This window comes from Bacillus sp. X1(2014) (assembly GCF_007678255.1).
Genome location: NZ_VEED01000001.1, coordinates 1 through 17,998, shown reverse-complemented (window position 1 = coordinate 17,998; position 17,998 = coordinate 1). Strand labels below are relative to the sequence as shown.

The window sequence follows — 17,998 nt, the reverse complement described above, 5'->3', positions numbered from 1 at the left end:
ACTTTAGGTATCAGTAGGAGTTGAATTATTTTGAGAATATTAGTGATTGAAGATAATAAAAGTGTCTGCTCTATGATTGAAATGTTTTTTGCCAAAGAAGGGATTGAAGGGGAGTTTGTGAATGATGGTCTTGAAGGCTACAACCGTATTAAAGGAGGAACTTGGGATGCGTTAATTATTGATTGGATGCTCCCAGGTATGGACGGGGTAACCATCTGCCGTAAAATTCGCCAAGAAAATTACACAGTTCCAATCATCATGTTAACAGCCAAAGACAGTGAGTCCGACCAAGTGCTTGGTCTTGAAATGGGTGCTGATGATTATGTGACCAAGCCATTCAGTCCGTTAACATTGATGGCAAGAATTAAGGCAGTAACACGGCGGTTCCAAACCCAAGTACCTAAGGAAAGTGACGATTTCCTTCAGACTGAACATTTTAAAATTAGTAAAAATACGCGTGAAGTGATTGTCGACGGCAGCCCAGTCATAAACTTAACACCGAAAGAGTTTGATTTACTTTACTATATGGTTGAACATCCCCGCCAAGTATTCTCAAGGGAGCAATTGCTGGAACGGGTGTGGGGCTATCAGTTTTATGGGGACGAACGGACTGTCGATGTTCATATTAAACGTCTTCGGAAAAAAGTTGAAACAACCGCACAGCCATTCTTCCATACTGTATGGGGAGTAGGGTATAAGTTTGATGAGTCAATCAAAACGGATGAAGTTTAGATACATTTACCAACAGTTTTTCAGTCATATTAGTATTATTATTGTGGCGTTTTTAGTTCTAAGTCTTTTGTTTGCTCATTATGTAGAGAATTTGGTTTATGAGAATAAAGCAAATGAATTGATCTCGTATGGAAAGTCTATTCTATCCGAGATTGATGAAACCCCGCAAGCGGCGGGCCAAATTATTAATCGTTATAGTTCGGTGTTAACAACAAGAAAAATGAGCTTTAGTATGTTTGATCAAGATGGAAAACTATACGCTGTTGGTAAACAGGGTCCAGCCCCTGGGGGGTTATCTGACAAAGATTGGGATCGGATTTCAAATGGTCAAACTCTTGTGGTAAATAGTGATTATAAAAGGTTCGGCCAAGAAGGGGTTACTTTTGTTGTATTACCATATCTTAATAACGGAACCTTTATAGGTGGAATTCTATTAACCTCACCGATTAGTGGCTCAAGTGCCATGGTTCATCGCGTCAATCAGTTTATTATGTATGCCATTATTATTGCACTGGTTGTGTCGTTTCTACTTAGTTGGTTTTTATCAAGGATTCATGTGAACAGGATTAAACGTCTTCGTGAAGCAACCTCCCTTGTCTCAGCGGGAAATTATCATGTCCACGTTGCCTCTTCTAATTTTGATGAGATTGGTGAATTAGCAAACGATTTTAATCACATGGTTGATAAAATAAATACTTCGATGGAGGAAATTGAAAGTCTAGAAAATAGACGAAGACAATTTTTATCTGATGTTTCCCATGAAATGCGGACGCCGTTAACGACCATTAGCGGCGTTATCGAAGGATTGAAAAATGATATGATTCCAGAGGAGGATAAAGAACGAGGAATAAATCTAGTTAGCCAAGAGGCCAAAAGACTTATTCGGCTTGTTAATGAAAACTTGGATTATGACAAAATTCGATCTAATCAAATCCAGTTATTCAGAGAAGAGTTTCAGCTCCTCGAGTTACTTGAAATTATTCAAGAACAGTTATTGCCGCAAGCTGAGGATAAAAATAATCAGATTGTTATTCAGGCAGAACCAGATGTTATGGTTAATGCTGACTATGACAGACTGATTCAAATTTTAATTAATATTACTAAAAATAGCATTCAATTTACCAGGGACGGTACTATATGGCTTCGAGGAAGAGCGGAGGGGCAGTCGACCATTATTGAAGTGGAGGACACCGGAATTGGTATCGAACCAAGTGAGATTGAAAATATTTGGCGCCGTTTTTATAAGGCTGATATTTCTAGGACCAGTAACCCCTATGGCGAATTTGGGTTAGGCCTTTCGATTGTTAAGCAATTGGTTCTCCTTCATAATGGAGAAATTAACGTCTTCAGTGAAGCGGGAAAAGGAACAAAATTCGTCATTAAACTATAAAAATTGCGAGAAGCTGCGGGCTGGTGCCTGCGGCTTTTTTGCGTAAAAACGATAAAAATTCGTAGATATTTCTAAAAGCCGTTATAGTTTGTTAATAATTTCTTAAGATTTGCGAGGTAAAGTAAAGACAAGATAAAACATGCTTAAAGGAGATTGAATGAGATGGATTATAAAAATGATAATGAATTCGATAAAAATCAACAAAATACAACTGATCTAACAAAAATTACAAAAGCAGAAGAACAATCAAAAGAGTCAATTAATGTAAACCATATCGAAGAAAATTCCTATGCAGTAGATGCGACCTTCACGGTGGAGACAAACAGTTCTGTGAATCGTGAGGATCTAGAAGAACAATTTGAATTTGATTCCTCAACGGAACCAACGGTCACACCAGGAATGGAACAAACCCGTACCATCAATCAGGGAGATCAACTGAATAAGAAAAAACGAAACGTAAAAGGATTTGCCTCCACACTTGCAGCAGGGGTAATTGGGTCTGTCTTGACATTAGCAATTTTACCACATACAGACTACATAAAAGATCATTTCCCGAAAGTGGAGTCTCAAGAGGCAATTAGTTCTCAACAAGGAACTGCGGTCAAACCTGTAGTGGCGCAGCCAACGGCTGCATCTTCTAATTCAATTGCGGATACGGTGGAAAAGGTATCGAAGGCGATAGTCGGGATTGTTAATTATCAGCAACAACAAAATAATTTTTATGGGAATTCAAGCTCTTCGCAAAGTGTGGAAAGCGGTTCAGGATCGGGGGTTATTTTTCAAAAAAACAATGGTACTGCCTATATTGTTACCAATAACCACGTGGTAGAAGGGGCAACGAAACTGGAAGTATCTTTGTATGACGGTGAAAAAGCAACGGCTGAAGTGGTTGGTACTGATGCTTTAACGGATCTAGCAGTTTTAAAAATTAACGCCAAATACGTAACTGCAACGGCAGATTTTGGTGATTCTTCCACACTTCGTCCAGGCGACCAGGTCTATGCCATCGGGAACCCGCTTGGACTTGATCTTTCAAGGACAGTTACCCAAGGGATTGTCAGTGCAACCAACCGAAGCATCGCCATTACAACCTCCGCTGGAAATTGGGATACCAATGTTATTCAAACAGATGCAGCAATCAATCCAGGGAACAGCGGGGGTGCTTTAATTAACCCACAAGGACAAGTGATTGGTATCAATAGTTTGAAAATTTCTGAAAGTGGTGTCGAAGGGTTAGGCTTTGCAATTCCTAGTAATGACCTAATTCCAATTGTGAATCAATTAATTAGCAGTGGAAAAATTGACCGCCCCTATCTCGGGGTAGGACTTGCTGATCTTGAACAAGTCCCACAAATGTACTGGCAAAATCTGCAGAATTCTACAAAAGGTGTCATGCTTACAAATATTGAGGCAAATTCAGCAGCTGCAAACGCTGGACTGCAAGTAAAGGATATTATTGTTTCTATGAATGGAACAGAAATTACCAGTTCCTCAGATTTACGTAAATATTTATATACCAAAGTAAGCAAGGGTGATGAAATAAAATTGGGAGTTTACCGCGATGGAAAACAAATCACTGTAAATGTGAAACTTGCGGAGTAATTGGAGGGAGTATCAAGAAAAATGTTCTTATTAAAGCAAAACAAAATAATGGTAATAATCCTATCAGTACTTATTGTAACGTCGGTAATTTTACTAAGTTTTACCCTTAAGAAGGAAGATACGGTCGCAAAGTTTAATGGTGAGGCCATTAGTAAAGACGAACTATATAGTGAAATGGTTGAACAGTACGGTTCTGCTACCGTGGAAAAAATCATTAGTGAAAAAATTGTGGCTGCAGAAGCTAAAAAACAAAAAGTCAGCGTTAAAGATAGTGAACTGAATCAAGAAATCGAAACTTTAAAAGCATCCTATGGTGGCGAAGAAGCCTTCAATCAAGCACTTGAAACCAACAATACTTCTTTAGCATACCTAAAACAGGATCTAAAAAATTATTTGACGATTAAAAAATTGCTAGAGCCGGAAATTACCATTTCTGAGGAGGAAATGAAAACTTATTTTGATGAAAACAAAGATTCATTTGCCCAAGCTGAGCAGATTAAAGCAAGTCATATTCTTGTGGCTGATGAGAAAACTGCAAATGAGGTCAAACAGAAACTTAATGATGGCGGTGATTTTGCAAAGTTAGCGAAAGAATATTCGACTGATGAGAGTACGAAGGATGCTGGTGGCGACCTTGGCTATTTTGGAAAAGGAACCATGGTCACAGAATTTGATAAAGCAGCATTTGATCTTGCCGTTGGGGAAGTTAGTAAGCCAGTAAAAACGGAGTATGGGTACCATATTATTAAAGTAGAGGCTAAAAAGAAGGCAAAAGAAGCAAATTATAATGACAGTAAGGCTAAAATAAAAGAAACATTAATAGATCAGAAAATTGATTCTGAGTACACAACATGGCTAGAGAAAAAGAAGAAGAGTTATGATATTGAGAATACCTTGGAAGAAGTCTAACCAAAAGATCTAGAGGTGAATAACAAGATGAATCGGGTCGGCAAATACGCAGCGAATGATACAGTAGATGATCTTGAACTGATGCATATGGTTTTTGAACTTCCTGAAAAGGATAAAATGATTATGTGGTCAGAAGGCTATATTGATCTTGTGATCGAGAAATTGCCTGAGTATGCCCGAGATGTATTGGAGAATCGCAAGGAAAAATGGGAAGATACGAAAGCCTATTATGAAAAGAAGATTGAAGATATTATTAACCAAGATGAGTTTAAATTGATGCAAAAGGGCGAAAGGAAGGAGTTCGCCCTTTTCGTCATGGAGCGTTATCCAGAGTATCAATCATTGCTTTTTTTAATCTACGATGGGAATCTAAAGGATGATGATTTTAGAAAATTTGTCTATCGCAGGAGGCAGGGGTCTCGCAAAAAGTACCTTCATTAAATGGGGATTGGCGGAATAAGTGTACAAGTTGGCGGAATTCCTCTGGAGTTTGGTGAAATAATCTTGCAGTGTGGCGAAATCCACCCGAGGGTTCGCGAGATAATCGCCCTAGTGGCGAAATCTGAATTGCCAACCTTTAGATTAATCAGAAAAAATGGGCTTGCAATCGTTATCAGAACTATTTACAATGTAAATAACTAATTGGAAACGGAGGTGGAGAAGAGATGAAACGTTCTATTTTTGCACGGTTACTTTGGCTGGAAGCACTCAATATTTTTCGTGCAATTTTTCATGGTGTAATTTTCAAAGGGGGAAGTCTGCCCTTTTTTCAAAATTACAAAATGAATATGGAACGATAACACATCTCTTTACCCACTATAAATAGGCAGGAGAGAGTGCGCTGATTTGCACTCTTTTTTCATGTCTAATTTTAAGCAGCCGCGGGTCATAAAAGATGCCCGCGGCTTTTTGTATAAAAAAGAGGGTGTTCATCTTAATCTTGATTAATAAGGAGAATGAACATGATTATTTGCAGTGTAAACCATATTGCCAAATCATTTGGTGGAAATATAATTTTTAAAAATCTATCCTTTGAAGTACAGGAAGGCAGTCGGGTGGGCCTTGTCGGCCGTAACGGCGGTGGTAAAACAACGTTATTAAAGCTTTTAGCCAACCAGGAAACGGTTGATGAAGGGGTTATTCATTGGAAAAAGGGTCTGAAGATTGGTTACTTGGCCCAGATACCTGATTTCAAGGAACTAACAGGTAAAGAAGTACTAAAAACATCTTTTGAGCAATTATCAGCCACCGAAACTAGGCTTCGGCAATTAGAGGTTGAAATGGGAGATGAAATTGCACCAGAGCACCTCCAAAGATTAATGGATCAATATGGAAAGCTCCAGGATGAATTTATCTTAAATGGCGGTTATGAAATGGATGCCCAATTGGATAGGATTGCAAACGGGTTGAATATTACCGACCTGCTTGATAAACCCTTCTCATCATTAAGCGGCGGGGAAAAAACAAAAGTTGGATTGGGTTTGAGTTTATTGAAAAATCCCGAGCTTCTACTCCTGGATGAACCGACTAACCATTTAGATATGAAAGCGATTGAATGGCTGGGGTCCTTCCTAAAAGAATATATAGGAACGATTATTCTCGTCTCTCACGACCGTTACTTTTTAGATGAAGTTGTCACAAAAGTGCTGGAAATGGAAGATGGAGAAATTGAACTGTACCATACGAATTTCAGCGGTTATGTGAAAGAAAAAGAAGAGCGGCTCTTAAGAGAATTTCAGGAATATCAAGAACAACAGAAAAAAATTAAAAAAATGAAAGAAGCGATTAAGCGTCTCCGTGACTGGGCAAACCGCTCCAATCCACCAAGTGCTGCGCTTCATAAACGGGCTACCAATATACAAAGGGCATTGGATCGAATTGAAAAACTAGACCGCCCAAAGATAGACGTCAAAAAAATGGCGATTGATTTCGAAGCCCATGATCGAAGCGGTAAAGATGTAATCGTTATAGAAGACGTTGCGAAGAGTTTTGGAAGCAAGAACTTGTTTGACCAAGTAAACATGCTCGTACAGTATAAGGACCGTACTGCAATTGTCGGGGAAAATGGCACTGGCAAATCGACGCTTTTAAAAATGATTCTGAAGGAAATTGAGCCTGATAAAGGTGTTGTAAAGGTTGGGAGTAATGTAAAGGCCGGTTATCTATCACAACATGTCTTTACTGATATTGGCGATAAACAGCTGATTGATGTCTTTCGGTCTGAAGTAGTTGTAAATGAAGGAGAGGCTCGTCATATTTTAGCCCGGTTTTTATTTTACGGACCAGCCGTTTTTCGGAAGGTAAGTCAGTTGAGCGGCGGGGAGAGAATGAGACTTAGACTTGCCCAGTTAATGTACCAGGATATTAATCTTCTAATTCTGGATGAACCGACCAATCATCTCGATATTGATTCTTGTGAGGTGTTAGAAGAAGCGCTGGAACAGTTTAATGGCACTATTTTAGCTGTTTCCCATGATCGCTATTTTCTCAATAAATTGTTTAAGAAAATATACTGGCTCAAGGATGGGACTGTTTGCTATTTCGATGGGAACTATGATTGGGCGAAAGGCAAATTGGAAGAAACAATTGAGATAAAACAGCCGGAAAGGCCAGTGTTGACGAAAACTTCCCCACCTAATGCATCAAAGGTGGAAGAAGTAGGGGCAGCCTTGATTGAGGAAAAAATTGAGCAAATTGAATCGGAAATTCAGCTTTTAAAACAAAAACTTGGTGAGGAAAGTGAACTTGAACTGCTGCAAAGAATTTATCTTGAATTAGAGGAGTGGGAACATAACCGTGACCGTCTCTACCAACAGCTAGAAGAAATCATCTAAAAAGAAATAGCTCCCCTTCAACATTTGGGGAACTGCAAAGGAGTCGCGCGTTTGCGGCTTCTTTTTTTGTGGTAGAAATTCCTTTTCGTATGGGGTATTTTTCCTTATAATTAGAGATGTTTCTTCAATCAAGGGAGGGGTCCTGTGGATATTAATTTTTCTTTAAAGCAAGTATCGCTCCTTTTAATCGTTACCTTGACAGGAGTGGTTTGGTCAGTCATCTTTCATCACCCACTTGTCACAGGGTTTTTCCCAGGCTACCTCATACTTGCGTGGTTAGCTATGAAAAAAAATTTACGTTTAAAACAGATTCTACATATCAGTATTCTGGGTGTGAACAAAACTAGAATTGTCATCTTAATCCTATTTCTGGTAAGTTTTTTACTGCCTTCTTGGTATTTATCGGGGACTATTCAGCAGATGGTGGAAATTGCCCTACATTTTATTGTTCCAGATCATTTTTTTGTCTTATCCTTTCTTTGTGCAATGGTATTTTCAATGCTGCTGGGAACAACGGTCGGGACTTTAAGTGCAATAGGCATACCAATTATTGGGACAGCCATCGTCCTCGAACTTCCCGTCGAAATGGTGGCAGGCGCCTTGGTTTCAGGTGCATTTGTAGGAGACAGAACATCACCATTTTCAAGCGCCCATCAACTTCTGTCGCATACAGTTGAATTGCCAGTAAAAAGACAATGGAAAGCGATGCTTTTTACTACGTTAGCCGCTATTTTTCTATGCTTTTGCTTTTATGGAGTGGCGGACTATCTAGTCTCAGGAACGGATGGTTCTACGCAGCAACTTGTAAGTTGGAATGATCTATCAGCTATTAAATTTATACCGCCAATTATATTAATTACATTTGTCCTTTTAAGAATTAGTATCGTTTATTCCTTTTTAACTAGTATTCTTTCAGCTTCAGCCATTGCTCTTTTCAATGGTACTACCTGGCCAAAACTGGGATTTTCATTGTGGCATGGAATCGAGGGTCTAGGCGGCGGGTTCCTTCATATGTACGAATTGCTCTTATTTCTAGCTTTAGCAGGAGCATATAATGGACTTTTGGAAGAAATGAATGTCATTCAGCCTTATTTAGATAGATGGTTACAATCATCTCGCACTCTAACTGGCGACACTTTAAAAACACTTTTGGCTACATTTTTGATCACATTAATCGCAGCAAATCAAACGCTGCCGATTATTCTCACAGGCAGGTCTTTCCTGCCCCATTGGTCTAGAAAATATGGAAAAGAAGAGTTAGCCCGAGTTATGGGGGATACAACCATGCTGTTTCCAGGGGTGGTGCCTTGGAGTGTTCTTGCCATCATGTGCAGTACCATTGTCGGAATACCAATTTTGGCATACCTTCCATTTGCACTTTTTTTATGGATTTTACCCATTTTAACGATTCTAGTATCCTTAGTAAAACAAGCACGAAAATCCAAGGAAAAGCAGACAGTATTAGCCTAAAATGGAGTCCGATGCGACTCCTTTTCTGCAATCTGATATGAATCACTCCGAATGAAGTCCTTAATTCTTTCATATATGTGGTAATAAAGAATTTGGACAAGGGATGATCAGATGCTGAAAAAGTTGGCGATAATAGGATTCGGGAGCACGATGATCGGGATTGGTATTAATGGGTTTATTCTGCCATTACATATCATTAATGGAGGGTTTTTAGGCATCAGCCTGCTGCTAAAATATATTTTGGATTTTAAAGTTGGAATGACTTTTATTTTACTGAATATCCCTGTTTACATGTTCGCCTTTAAATCAGATCCTGGGTATTTTTTTAATGGTGTGATGGGAGCAATCTGTTCCGGTATTATGATTGAATTGCTGGTACCATTGAATGGAATGTTTCATTTGTCCATCCTGAGCAGTGTGATTATTGGAGCTGTAATCATTGGAAGCGGGGTTGGGGTGATGCTCCGAAATCATATTAGCCCAGGTGGAATGGACCTGCTGGCACTGCTCATCGCCAAATGGTCAAATGTCAATGTGGGTGTCATTATGTTTGTGATGGATGCGTGCATCATTATTACAGGTTTGTACCTTCTTCAAGATGTGAAACTTTTTTATTCGCTGATTATTGTTGCGATTGTGGGACTACTAGCAAGCCTGATTACCACTAGGAATATTGAGCAGAACGTAATAAAGTAAATATTTCATATTAGGGGTAAGATGAGTAAGTATAAAAAGGTTAGTTAATAAGGAGATATACGATGGAACCTCTCAGAGATCTTCTCAAGGAAAATTTAAAGGTTTTATTTGTTGGTTTTAATCCAAGCATTCGCTCTAGTGAACTTGGGCATCATTATGCAAGTCCAAACAATCGTTTTTGGAAGATATTGTACGAGTCAGGGTTAACGCCACGGAAATATGAAGCAATGGAAGATGAGAAGCTTTTAGATTTAGGATTTGGATCTACTAATATTGTTGAAAGGCCAACAAAAGCAGCGGATGAAATTACTAAAGAAGAGTATACGGAGGGAAGTGAAATCTTAAAGAAGAAGGTCGTTCAGTTTAAGCCAAAGGTAATCTGCTTTGTTGGAAAGGGAGTCTATCAGCAATACAGTGGTTTAAAAGTAATTCAGTGGGGAAGGCAAACCAAGTGTCTTGTACCTGGAGTTGTGGATTTCGTTGCTCCATCATCAAGTGGTTTGGTTCGAATGAAAATGGAAGAAATTATTGAGATTTATAAAGGGCTAGTCCCTCTCCTATCAGAATAAAACATCGTCGGGAGATGCTGCTCCCCGGCGATGTTTTTCTATTCTTCGAATTTATTTTTATAGTGGGACAAGGCGATAAGAGGGAAAATATAGCGATAGCTGTGATAGTGAATGTAAAAACCTCCGGCCATACCTTGCCCCTTCGGATAAGCAGAGGTCCAATCTTCTTTTTCAAGGGAAGTTAATAAAAAGGTGATTCCATTTCTAATTTGTGATGTAGGTTCTTCTGAAGCAGCAATCAAGGCATCGATTACCCAGGCAGTGTGCGTTAAGGTGCTAAATCCTAATGGCACATAAGCCTTGTTACTATCACTATGGCACGACTCACCCCAGCCGCCATCTTTATTTTGGATAGTATGTAACCACTTCACGGATCTTTGGACAGCAGAATGATGATAAGGAATCCCGTTAGCTAATAACCCTGTAATGGCCCCCCATGTTCCATAAAGATAACAAATACCCCATCTCCCATACCAAGAACCATCCTTCAATTGATTACTTAAGAGCCATTCAATCCCTTTATGGATCGCTTTATGGTCACTAGATAGATTCGTGTAATTCCCGAAAAATTCCAGGGTTCGCCCTGTAATGTCAGCACAAGATGGATCTGTTAGCAAAAACTCACCTTTTTCAATGGGGAGGAATTCGAACAACTTTGTATCGGTATTTCTTTCAAACGCGCCCCAGCCGCCGTCGTCATTTTGCATTGATAAAAGCCAGTTAAGACCTCTATCCCAGGCATGTCTCTCAAGCGGATTCATTCTAGAAATAGAGCGGAGTGAAGCTGATGTATCGTCCACATCCGGATTCATCGTATTGACATCTGAAAATCCCCATCCTCCGGGCATAGTCTTTGGATTATGAATGACCCAATCACCAAATTTATGATGCTGTTGCTTTAGAAGATATTGATTGGCCTTTGTCACCATTGGATCATTTGTGGTAACCCCAGCCGACTGCAAAGCATAACCAATCAACGAAGTATTCCAGACATTCGCTGTTGTGTACTGCATATGGGGATGGCCGTTGATTTCGCATTTCATCGCAAGCAACCCATTCACAGCCTTTGTGATTATGGGATCTGTTTTCTTATACCCATGGGCAATTAGGGCAAAAATCATCAAAAAGGTGGAACTGTAATAACTATAAAAAGTGCCGTCAGGTTCGAGGTGATCCAGCATGTACTTTTTAGCCCGCTCGACCGCTAATTGATGGAGTTGTTCAGGTAAACCCATTAATCTTTTAACTCCATCTTTGATAAATGAAAGCAGGGAACGATATTCCGAGGAGCGAAACCAAGGATTTTCATGATGACGGTGTAAGTGCAGCTCTGAAAGATTCGGGCTCATCGAAGTCTTAATAAAAAACTTTTTATCGGCAAGTAAAATAATTGGCGTTAGATTGGCCCGGCCGAAAACAGAAAGCGAGTAAAAGTTAATCGGAAAATAGTGTGGTAAAAGTATAAATTCAATGGGAAGAGGAGAAAAATCTGGCCAAATATATTGACCCGTTAAAGAAAGCATCACTTTGGTAAAGATACTTACTTCCTCCAAGCCGCCTTTGGATATAATATATCTTCTCGCTGCACGCAAACGCTTGTCATCCTTCTTGGCATACCCTGAATACAACAATGCATAATAGGCTTCCACGGTGGCGGTCAAGTTGCCATCGCCTTCATCATAGAAAAGCTTCCAAGCCCCATTCTCCTCTTGCTTACTAAAAATCCTCGCAACCAAACCCTGAATTAATTCTTCATCATTTAATTCCAATGTCCGCAATAAAATGATCATATAGGCATCTGTTGACAATCCTGTTTCAAAGGGGTAATTCCAGGATCCGTCGGGAGTTTGGTCTGCTCGAAGCCTATCAACAAGCCAATCGATGCCCTTGCTAGTATTGATCATAAGGGTTTCTCATTCCTCTCCCAGTAAAATATTCTCATTCATACATATTCCATTGGAGGAAGGAGAATTCGTAAAGGAGGTCATGAGCCATATTTTTTACGAGAAATCGCCAGAAGACCACACTTGATTTAATTAGAGACGAATTAAAAAATAAGAGCAAACAAGCAGGGATTCCGCCAAAACTAACGAGAGAAGAAGGAACGCTTTTAGAACAAATAAGAGGAAGGACAGCAGTCCATAACTTAAATAATGTCACAAGAACAAAAGCCTACTTGGAATTTTACCTCCTTCATCCTGAAATCCACTGGGCATTCCTTGGACATATGGTCTCACGTAATGGCGGTTGGAACATGACCGACTTAAAAGGAGAATTTCTCACCCGTTTGCTCTCAAAAAAAGATAGTGAAACGTTCTTTGCCTTTTTAGAGCGTGGGAATTGGCTGATTTTCCAAGATGTATACCCGCAGTTTTTGCTGTACCATGAAAGTTTAAGGCAAAATAAACCATTATTTTACTTATGTTCTTTTCTCAACATTTCAACCTTCATGGAAACAATTTGGAATCAATTTTGGCTTAAGCATGAAACCTATATCCTTGCCATCGCCCTGGTTATCAATGAACAAAGTTATTTGGAGAAACGAGTGGTCCAAAATCCACTATACCAAAAGGGCGTGTTAGATAAATTTGAATATATCCTCCAAGATTTGCTTTCGTTTAACCATATTCTTTTTCCATATGGAAAAAGGAACCTAGCTGGGCAAACACTGCATCAGTTTGAGTCATTACGTGAGCGTATTCTACTTGGAAAAAGATTATATACCATCATTTTTAAAAACAAAGAGCGGTTAAAACAAGTGTTAGATTGGGCAAAAACCCATCCGCATACTGGATCAAGGAAAGATTACTGGCCGCATATTTTTAATAACGTTAACGAAGGAATTCCAGGCTTTGCCTATCAGACACGTTTAAAAGCCTGTCAGCTTAGGCCGCGTGCCAGAAAAATTTATAGTCCAGCCCTTGAGTACGCTTGGAAGAATGTCATTCATACGGAGGCTGAAAAAGGGGACTGGTTTGATGATGTTCGTGTGGTGGATTACTTAATTGAGGACCATGAAAAAATGGACGGGGAGATAATAAATGAATACTGTAAAACACTTGAACGACTCGAACTCGCAGCCATCGCGAAAAAAGCCCTATCGATTTTGGACTAACCCATCAATCTCAGCGGTGTTTTTAGCTACTTTGCTTGCAACGTATTTAGATTTATTACTCGTAGGTAAAGGTATGTATAAGTTTCCTATGAGGCCAATCCCAAATGTCTTTTCCATAAATATTGGGTTTACACTTGTGGTGTTGCCGGTGTTGATTTTCGTGTTTCTTCGGGTTATGGACCAGTTGAATAAATGGGGGAAGGCAGGCTTGATCTTGTTTATCAGTCTTTTAATGCCCATTTTTGAAAAATTAGCGGAATTGATGGGATGGTTTGAACACGCGGAGCACTGGGAACATCTTTATTCGTTTTATGGGTATTTGCTATTTTTATCCTTTATTTATTCATTTTACAGCTGGATGGCGAAACGAAAAGGTTAACAGACAAAAAGCCGAGATTTTCATCTCGGCTTTTTGCGATGTAACCCTTAGTTACACCTTGCCCCTTCCGTCCGTACAGTGGTTAAGTGTCCCGCAACAAGCGAATGTCGGAAGGGGTACTAATATAATACCACAAGCGTGTTAGAAATATAACCAATCGAAGAAAATTGGGGTCCCAAACTTTCTTTTCTTCATTGAAAAGTGTATGATAAAAATGATTTTTACATAAAGGAGTGTTTTTTAATGGCTAAAAAAGGATACATAGTAATGGAAAATGGAGAAAAGATGGAGCTTGAATTTTACCCTAATGAAGCTCCAGGTACAGTTGCGAATTTTGAAAAATTAGCGAACGAAGGATTTTACAATGGTGTGGTATTCCATCGTGTCATCCCTGGTTTTGTAAGCCAAGGAGGGGATCCAACGGGAACTGGGATGGGTGGCCCAGGCTACACAATTAATTGTGAAACAGAAGGAAACCCTCACAAGCATGTTCCAGGTTCCTTATCAATGGCGCATGCGGGTAGAAATACAGGCGGCAGCCAGTTCTTCATCGTTCATGAATCACAGCCACATTTAAATGGTGTTCACACTGTTTTTGGTCAAGTGACTTCTGGACTTGAGACTGCTCTTAAAATGAAAAATGGTGACAAAATGAAAGAAGTTAAAGTATTTGATGAGGAGTAATCCTTAGAAGGAGGGAGCAGCTAAGCTCTCTTTTTTTTGTCTAATTTATGATTGGATAGGGCAAATTAACCTCAAAAGTCAAATTGGGGGTCATTTATGAAAAAAATTGTTTTCGTGCTTATTCCTTTTCTGTTATTTTCTTTTCAACCATCTGCTAAAGCAGAAAAAACAGAATCCAAAAATTTGAAGGCTGCGATTATCATTGATGATTTTGGCGGGGGCACAGGTGGGGTTCGGGACTTCCTCGAAGGAGGTATACCGATTACTGCTGCAGTCATGCCGTTTACCGAGCACTCTAAAGTACATGCGGAATGGGCACATAAATATGGCATTGAAGTGATGATTCATTTATCGATGGAACCGAAAAGAGGAAAAAGATCGTGGCTTGGGCCAAGACCGATTACGAATGATCTTTCACCTGCAGAAGTAAAACAAATTGTCGAGGATGCCATAAAGGATGTTCCGTATGCCGTAGGGATCAATAACCATATGGGTTCCCTTGCCGTTGAAAATGAACAAATTGTTCGCGCAATAGTTGAAGTGGCTAAGAAAAAAAGATTATATATTATCGATAGTGCCACAAGCCCAAATACAAAATTCCCGAAAATAGCCAAAGAGCTAGGTGTTCCTATCCTTAAAAGAGATGTATTTTTAGATGACATATCCTCCACTTCGCATGTATACAAACAAATGATTAGACTAGCGAGGGTAACTGAAATTAAAGGTACAGGAATTGCAATTGGGCATGTTGGTATTACTGGGAAGGTATGTTCAATTGGTGTCTTTCAATCGATGGACGAATTCGAAAAACGAAAGATAAAAATTGTCCCTGCTTCTTACCTGTTTTCCGGCAAATCAGTAGAAAAATACTTTATACCATTAAAAAAGGGCAGTTAACCACTGCCTTTTATTTCGCATTCATTCTACTTTCACAATTGCGCTATTACTGATAAAATGTCTCCTATCAAAATAAATAATAGGCTGTGATAAAGGTTAATATCGATTTTGGCAATCTGATGATTGGAGTGGAAGGCACGAAGACTCCTGCGGGAGTACGGGGCAGGGGAGACCCCGCAGGAGCAAAGCGACGAGGAGGCTCCCCGGCACGCCCGCGGAAAGCGAAGTGCCTGGAACGGAAATCAACAGACAAGTATAACACAGCCAAATAATAAGTAAGCAAGGGAGAAGGAATCGTTAAAAATGAAATTTGTATCATGGAATGTCAACGGCCTTAGGGCGTGTGTTAAAAAAGGATTTTTGGATTATTTTCAGGAAGTAGCTGCAGACATCTTTTGTGTGCAGGAAACGAAACTGCAAGAAGGGCAAATTAATCTGGAGTTGGATGGTTATCACCAATATTGGAACTATGCAATCAAAAAAGGATACTCGGGTACCGCTGTGTTTACTAAAAACAAACCGCTTTCTGTTCGGTATGGAGTCGGGACAGATGAGTCTGAAGATGAAGGAAGAATACTTACCCTAGAATTTGATGATTTTTTCTTAGTTAATGTTTATACTCCAAATTCACAAAGAGATTTAGCCCGAATTAATTTTCGATTGGAATGGGAAGATCGAATCCTTCAACATATAAAAGAACTAGATCAACTAAAACCAGTGATCCTATGCGGGGACTTGAATGTTGCTCATCAGGAAATTGATTTGCGCAATCCTAAATCCAATCTAGGCAATTCTGGCTTTACGGAAGAAGAACGTGGGAAAATGACTTCCTTACTTGCAGAGGGGTTTATTGACAGCTACCGTCATTTTCATCCCGATCAAGAGGGAGCTTATACCTGGTGGTCTTATATGGCTAAAGTACGGGAAAGAAATATTGGCTGGCGAATTGACTATTTTATTGTCTCTGAAAAGTTACAAGAGCGACTTAAGAATGTGGACATTCATTGTAATGTAATGGGAAGCGACCATTGTCCGATCATATTAGAAATCAATTGACTCAAAACAATTAGTTTTTCTTATTGTAAATCATAAATAACCTGTCATTTTCTTTATGAAGTAACTGCCATATAGTAATTATAAAGGATGTTACCGAGGGGGAAATGACATGGATATTAAAAAAGATGTAAAACAACAGTTTGGAAAAAGTGCTGATTCGTATGTAAGTAGTGCCATCCATAAAGATGGGAATGACTTGCAAAAACTTGTGCAATTGGCGACGATCACTGGAGAAGAAGAATTACTGGATATTGCCACTGGCGGAGGACATACAGCTAATGCGTTTGCTCCTTTGGTTAAGAAAGTCACCGCTCTGGATTTAACTCCTGAAATGTTAAAAGCAGCAGAAAAATTCATTCGAGGTAATGGTCATTTAAATGTCGGTTTTAAAATAGGGGATGCAGAAAATCTTCCATTTTCAGATGGAGTATTTGATATTGTTACCTGTCGGATTGCTCCGCACCATTTTCCTAACGCAGATAAATTTGTTGAGGAAGTTCAGCGGGTATTAAAGCCAACTGGTCAGTTTTTACTTGATGATAATGTAGTTCCAGAAGAAGATGACTATGACTTATTTTATAATACGGTAGAAAAATGGCGGGACTACAGTCATTTCAGAGCTTGGAAAAAGAGTGAATGGCTCCGTATACTTGAGGTGAATGGATTTGAGGTTTATGAACTACATCGTTTTGAAAAAACATTCCGATATGAATCTTGGTGTAACCGAATGAATCTACCAGAGAACGAAAAAGCTAAGTTATCCGACTACATCCGAAACTCCACTCAAAAAGTAAAAGAGAAATTCAGGGTGTCAATTGAGAATAATCAAATAATCTCATTCCAAGGTGAAGCTGTTATTATGAAGGCTTTAAAAAGGTAAAAAAACCTTTGCAGAAAGAGTGGATTTCTTTTTGCAAAGGTTTTTTCAATTTAAACATCGTTAAGAGCTGTTCCAATTACATCAAATTCCGGCAATTTTTCTTCCAAAACGGATTGGTGTAATTGCTCTTGTTCGCTAGGAGCAATGAATCCAATTTCATCCTCTTTTTTAAGGAAGTCCATACTCACTTTAATGTCATCTCCTTTTGCTATACCCAAGTACAAAAGTATTTTTTCCTATAAAAAGTAATCTAAACCTAATTATTTATCTTTTCTATAGGTATGAAATTAATAATGATAATTGCAAGTCCAATAATTTCTTCGGAACCGGACAATTCAATTTATATAAATTGAAAGGAAGTGGTTGACGAATGGTTAATAGGGTAGTATTATATTCATTGTCGCTGAAACGAAATAATTAACCTAAAGGTTAAAAAAACATTTCGAAATGAAGTTGACGATGATTCACTGTTATGTTAGAATAACAAATGTCGCTAATCACTCGATTGGTTGACGAAAGATTAATAGACTTGTCCTTTGAAAACTAAACAAACAAAATCGTGCAAACAATAAATTTTAGTTTCTTTTAAGAAACTAAGCCAACGTAACAAATGAGCTAATCAACTTTCTTGGAGAGTTTGATCCTGGCTCAGGACGAACGCTGGCGGCGTGCCTAATACATGCAAGTCGAGCGAGACTCTTCGGAGTCTAGCGGCGGACGGGTGAGTAACACGTGGGCAACCTGCCTGTAAGACTGGGATAACACCGGGAAACCGGTGCTAATAC

The 17,998-nt window shown here is 39.2% G+C and carries 19 protein-coding genes and 1 rRNA gene; 18 read left to right on the top strand and 2 right to left on the bottom strand.

Going from position 1 to position 17,998, the window contains the following annotated elements; all coding sequences use genetic code 11:
• Positions 1 to 30 precede the first annotated feature (30 nt).
• The 10 genes from FS608_RS00085 to FS608_RS00045 all read left to right on the top strand — a co-directional run bounded on the left by FS608_RS00085 (position 31) and on the right by FS608_RS00045 (position 10,202).
• Positions 31 to 732 carry a response regulator transcription factor gene (locus FS608_RS00085; protein ID WP_144546944.1) on the top strand — a complete coding sequence of 234 codons (702 nt, stop codon included), beginning with the start codon at positions 31 to 33 and terminating at the stop codon, positions 730 to 732.
• Positions 704 to 2,122 carry a sensor histidine kinase gene (locus FS608_RS00080; protein WP_260871540.1) on the top strand — a complete coding sequence of 473 codons (1,419 nt, stop codon included), beginning with the start codon at positions 704 to 706 and terminating at the stop codon, positions 2,120 to 2,122. The genes FS608_RS00085 and FS608_RS00080 overlap by 29 nt, the downstream gene beginning before the upstream one ends.
• A gap of 399 nt (positions 2,123 to 2,521) precedes the next feature.
• The gene (locus tag FS608_RS00075; protein ID WP_395947412.1) at positions 2,522 to 3,724 is read left to right on the top strand and encodes a S1C family serine protease; all 1,203 of its coding nucleotides are present in this window, start codon (positions 2,522 to 2,524) and stop codon (positions 3,722 to 3,724) included.
• Between the two features lie 48 nt (positions 3,725 to 3,772).
• Positions 3,773 to 4,633 (top strand): peptidylprolyl isomerase, encoded by an 861-nt coding sequence (locus FS608_RS00070; protein ID WP_260871539.1) that lies wholly within the window; start codon positions 3,773 to 3,775, stop codon positions 4,631 to 4,633.
• Positions 4,634 to 4,660: 27 nt separating this feature from the next.
• Positions 4,661 to 5,074: a hypothetical protein gene (locus FS608_RS00065; protein WP_144546935.1), complete on the top strand. Its 414-nt coding sequence runs from the start codon at positions 4,661 to 4,663 to the stop codon at positions 5,072 to 5,074.
• Positions 5,075 to 5,298: 224 nt separating this feature from the next.
• Positions 5,299 to 5,433, top strand: coding sequence for an RAxF-45 family protein (locus FS608_RS31045; protein WP_260871538.1), 135 nt, complete (start codon positions 5,299 to 5,301; stop codon positions 5,431 to 5,433).
• A 162-nt stretch (positions 5,434 to 5,595) separates the two neighbouring features.
• A complete protein-coding gene (gene abc-f, locus FS608_RS00060; protein WP_144546932.1) occupies positions 5,596 to 7,467 on the top strand; it encodes a ribosomal protection-like ABC-F family protein in 1,872 nt (623 codons plus the stop codon).
• Between the two features lie 144 nt (positions 7,468 to 7,611).
• A complete protein-coding gene (locus FS608_RS00055) occupies positions 7,612 to 8,937 on the top strand; it encodes a Na+/H+ antiporter NhaC family protein (RefSeq protein ID WP_144546929.1) in 1,326 nt (441 codons plus the stop codon).
• A gap of 111 nt (positions 8,938 to 9,048) precedes the next feature.
• Complete coding sequence (locus FS608_RS00050) at positions 9,049 to 9,633, top strand: YitT family protein (protein WP_144546926.1); 585 nt, start codon at positions 9,049 to 9,051, stop codon at positions 9,631 to 9,633.
• 62 nt (positions 9,634 to 9,695) lie between these two features.
• Complete coding sequence (locus FS608_RS00045; protein WP_144546923.1) at positions 9,696 to 10,202, top strand: mismatch-specific DNA-glycosylase; 507 nt, start codon at positions 9,696 to 9,698, stop codon at positions 10,200 to 10,202.
• Between the two features lie 38 nt (positions 10,203 to 10,240).
• Here the strand turns inward: FS608_RS00045 and shc are convergent, their stop codons facing one another.
• On the bottom strand, positions 10,241 to 12,106 hold the full coding sequence (shc, locus tag FS608_RS00040) for a squalene--hopene cyclase (protein ID WP_144546920.1): 1,866 nt from the start codon (positions 12,104 to 12,106) through the stop codon (positions 10,241 to 10,243).
• Between the two features lie 89 nt (positions 12,107 to 12,195).
• Here shc and FS608_RS00035 point away from each other — a divergent pair, with 89 nt between their 5' ends.
• The 7 genes from FS608_RS00035 (at position 12,196) to FS608_RS00010 (ending at position 17,213) form a co-directional block, all read left to right on the top strand.
• Positions 12,196 to 13,317 (top strand): DUF2515 domain-containing protein, encoded by a 1,122-nt coding sequence (locus FS608_RS00035; protein ID WP_144546917.1) that lies wholly within the window; start codon positions 12,196 to 12,198, stop codon positions 13,315 to 13,317.
• Positions 13,244 to 13,696 carry a CBO0543 family protein gene (locus FS608_RS00030; RefSeq protein WP_260871537.1) on the top strand — a complete coding sequence of 151 codons (453 nt, stop codon included), beginning with the start codon at positions 13,244 to 13,246 and terminating at the stop codon, positions 13,694 to 13,696. The genes FS608_RS00035 and FS608_RS00030 overlap by 74 nt, the downstream gene beginning before the upstream one ends.
• 243 nt (positions 13,697 to 13,939) lie before the next feature.
• On the top strand, positions 13,940 to 14,380 hold the full coding sequence (locus tag FS608_RS00025; RefSeq protein ID WP_098576738.1) for a peptidylprolyl isomerase: 441 nt from the start codon (positions 13,940 to 13,942) through the stop codon (positions 14,378 to 14,380).
• A gap of 96 nt (positions 14,381 to 14,476) precedes the next feature.
• Positions 14,477 to 15,277 carry a divergent polysaccharide deacetylase family protein gene (locus tag FS608_RS00020; protein WP_144546914.1) on the top strand — a complete coding sequence of 267 codons (801 nt, stop codon included), beginning with the start codon at positions 14,477 to 14,479 and terminating at the stop codon, positions 15,275 to 15,277.
• Positions 15,278 to 15,396: 119 nt separating this feature from the next.
• On the top strand, positions 15,397 to 15,549 hold the full coding sequence (locus FS608_RS29990; protein WP_222127291.1) for a hypothetical protein: 153 nt from the start codon (positions 15,397 to 15,399) through the stop codon (positions 15,547 to 15,549).
• A 31-nt stretch (positions 15,550 to 15,580) separates the two neighbouring features.
• Positions 15,581 to 16,333 (top strand): exodeoxyribonuclease III, encoded by a 753-nt coding sequence (locus tag FS608_RS00015; RefSeq protein ID WP_144546911.1) that lies wholly within the window; start codon positions 15,581 to 15,583, stop codon positions 16,331 to 16,333.
• 109 nt (positions 16,334 to 16,442) lie between these two features.
• Positions 16,443 to 17,213, top strand: a complete 771-nt coding sequence (locus tag FS608_RS00010; protein ID WP_144546908.1) for a class I SAM-dependent methyltransferase — start codon at positions 16,443 to 16,445, stop codon at positions 17,211 to 17,213.
• Between the two features lie 50 nt (positions 17,214 to 17,263).
• On the opposite strand, the gene FS608_RS29985 is transcribed toward FS608_RS00010, so the two are convergent.
• Positions 17,264 to 17,401, bottom strand: coding sequence for a hypothetical protein (locus FS608_RS29985; RefSeq protein WP_186328548.1), 138 nt, complete (start codon positions 17,399 to 17,401; stop codon positions 17,264 to 17,266).
• Between the two features lie 437 nt (positions 17,402 to 17,838).
• Between FS608_RS29985 and FS608_RS00005 the strand changes: the two genes are divergently transcribed.
• Positions 17,839 to 17,998, top strand: a 16S ribosomal RNA gene (locus FS608_RS00005); the annotation flags it as partial.

Excerpts from the sequence above, each read along its gene's own strand:
- FS608_RS00070 (WP_260871539.1), top strand. The coding sequence starts at position 3,773 with ATGGTAATAATCCTATCAGTACTTATTGTAACGTCGGTAATTTTACTA.
- FS608_RS00075 (WP_395947412.1), top strand. The coding sequence starts at position 2,522 with ATGGAACAAACCCGTACCATCAATCAGGGAGATCAACTGAATAAGAAA.
- shc (WP_144546920.1), bottom strand. The coding sequence starts at position 12,106 with ATGATCAATACTAGCAAGGGCATCGATTGGCTTGTTGATAGGCTTCGA.
- FS608_RS00065 (WP_144546935.1), top strand. The coding sequence starts at position 4,661 with ATGAATCGGGTCGGCAAATACGCAGCGAATGATACAGTAGATGATCTT.
- FS608_RS00025 (WP_098576738.1), top strand. The coding sequence starts at position 13,940 with ATGGCTAAAAAAGGATACATAGTAATGGAAAATGGAGAAAAGATGGAG.
- FS608_RS00045 (WP_144546923.1), top strand. The coding sequence starts at position 9,696 with ATGGAACCTCTCAGAGATCTTCTCAAGGAAAATTTAAAGGTTTTATTT.
- abc-f (WP_144546932.1), top strand. The coding sequence starts at position 5,596 with ATGATTATTTGCAGTGTAAACCATATTGCCAAATCATTTGGTGGAAAT.
- FS608_RS00010 (WP_144546908.1), top strand. The coding sequence starts at position 16,443 with ATGGATATTAAAAAAGATGTAAAACAACAGTTTGGAAAAAGTGCTGAT.
- FS608_RS31045 (WP_260871538.1), top strand. The coding sequence starts at position 5,299 with ATGAAACGTTCTATTTTTGCACGGTTACTTTGGCTGGAAGCACTCAAT.
- FS608_RS00080 (WP_260871540.1), top strand. The coding sequence starts at position 704 with ATGAGTCAATCAAAACGGATGAAGTTTAGATACATTTACCAACAGTTT.
- FS608_RS29990 (WP_222127291.1), top strand. The coding sequence starts at position 15,397 with ATGATTGGAGTGGAAGGCACGAAGACTCCTGCGGGAGTACGGGGCAGG.
- FS608_RS00020 (WP_144546914.1), top strand. The coding sequence starts at position 14,477 with ATGAAAAAAATTGTTTTCGTGCTTATTCCTTTTCTGTTATTTTCTTTT.
- FS608_RS00015 (WP_144546911.1), top strand. The coding sequence starts at position 15,581 with ATGAAATTTGTATCATGGAATGTCAACGGCCTTAGGGCGTGTGTTAAA.
- FS608_RS00050 (WP_144546926.1), top strand. The coding sequence starts at position 9,049 with ATGCTGAAAAAGTTGGCGATAATAGGATTCGGGAGCACGATGATCGGG.
- FS608_RS00030 (WP_260871537.1), top strand. The coding sequence starts at position 13,244 with ATGAATACTGTAAAACACTTGAACGACTCGAACTCGCAGCCATCGCGA.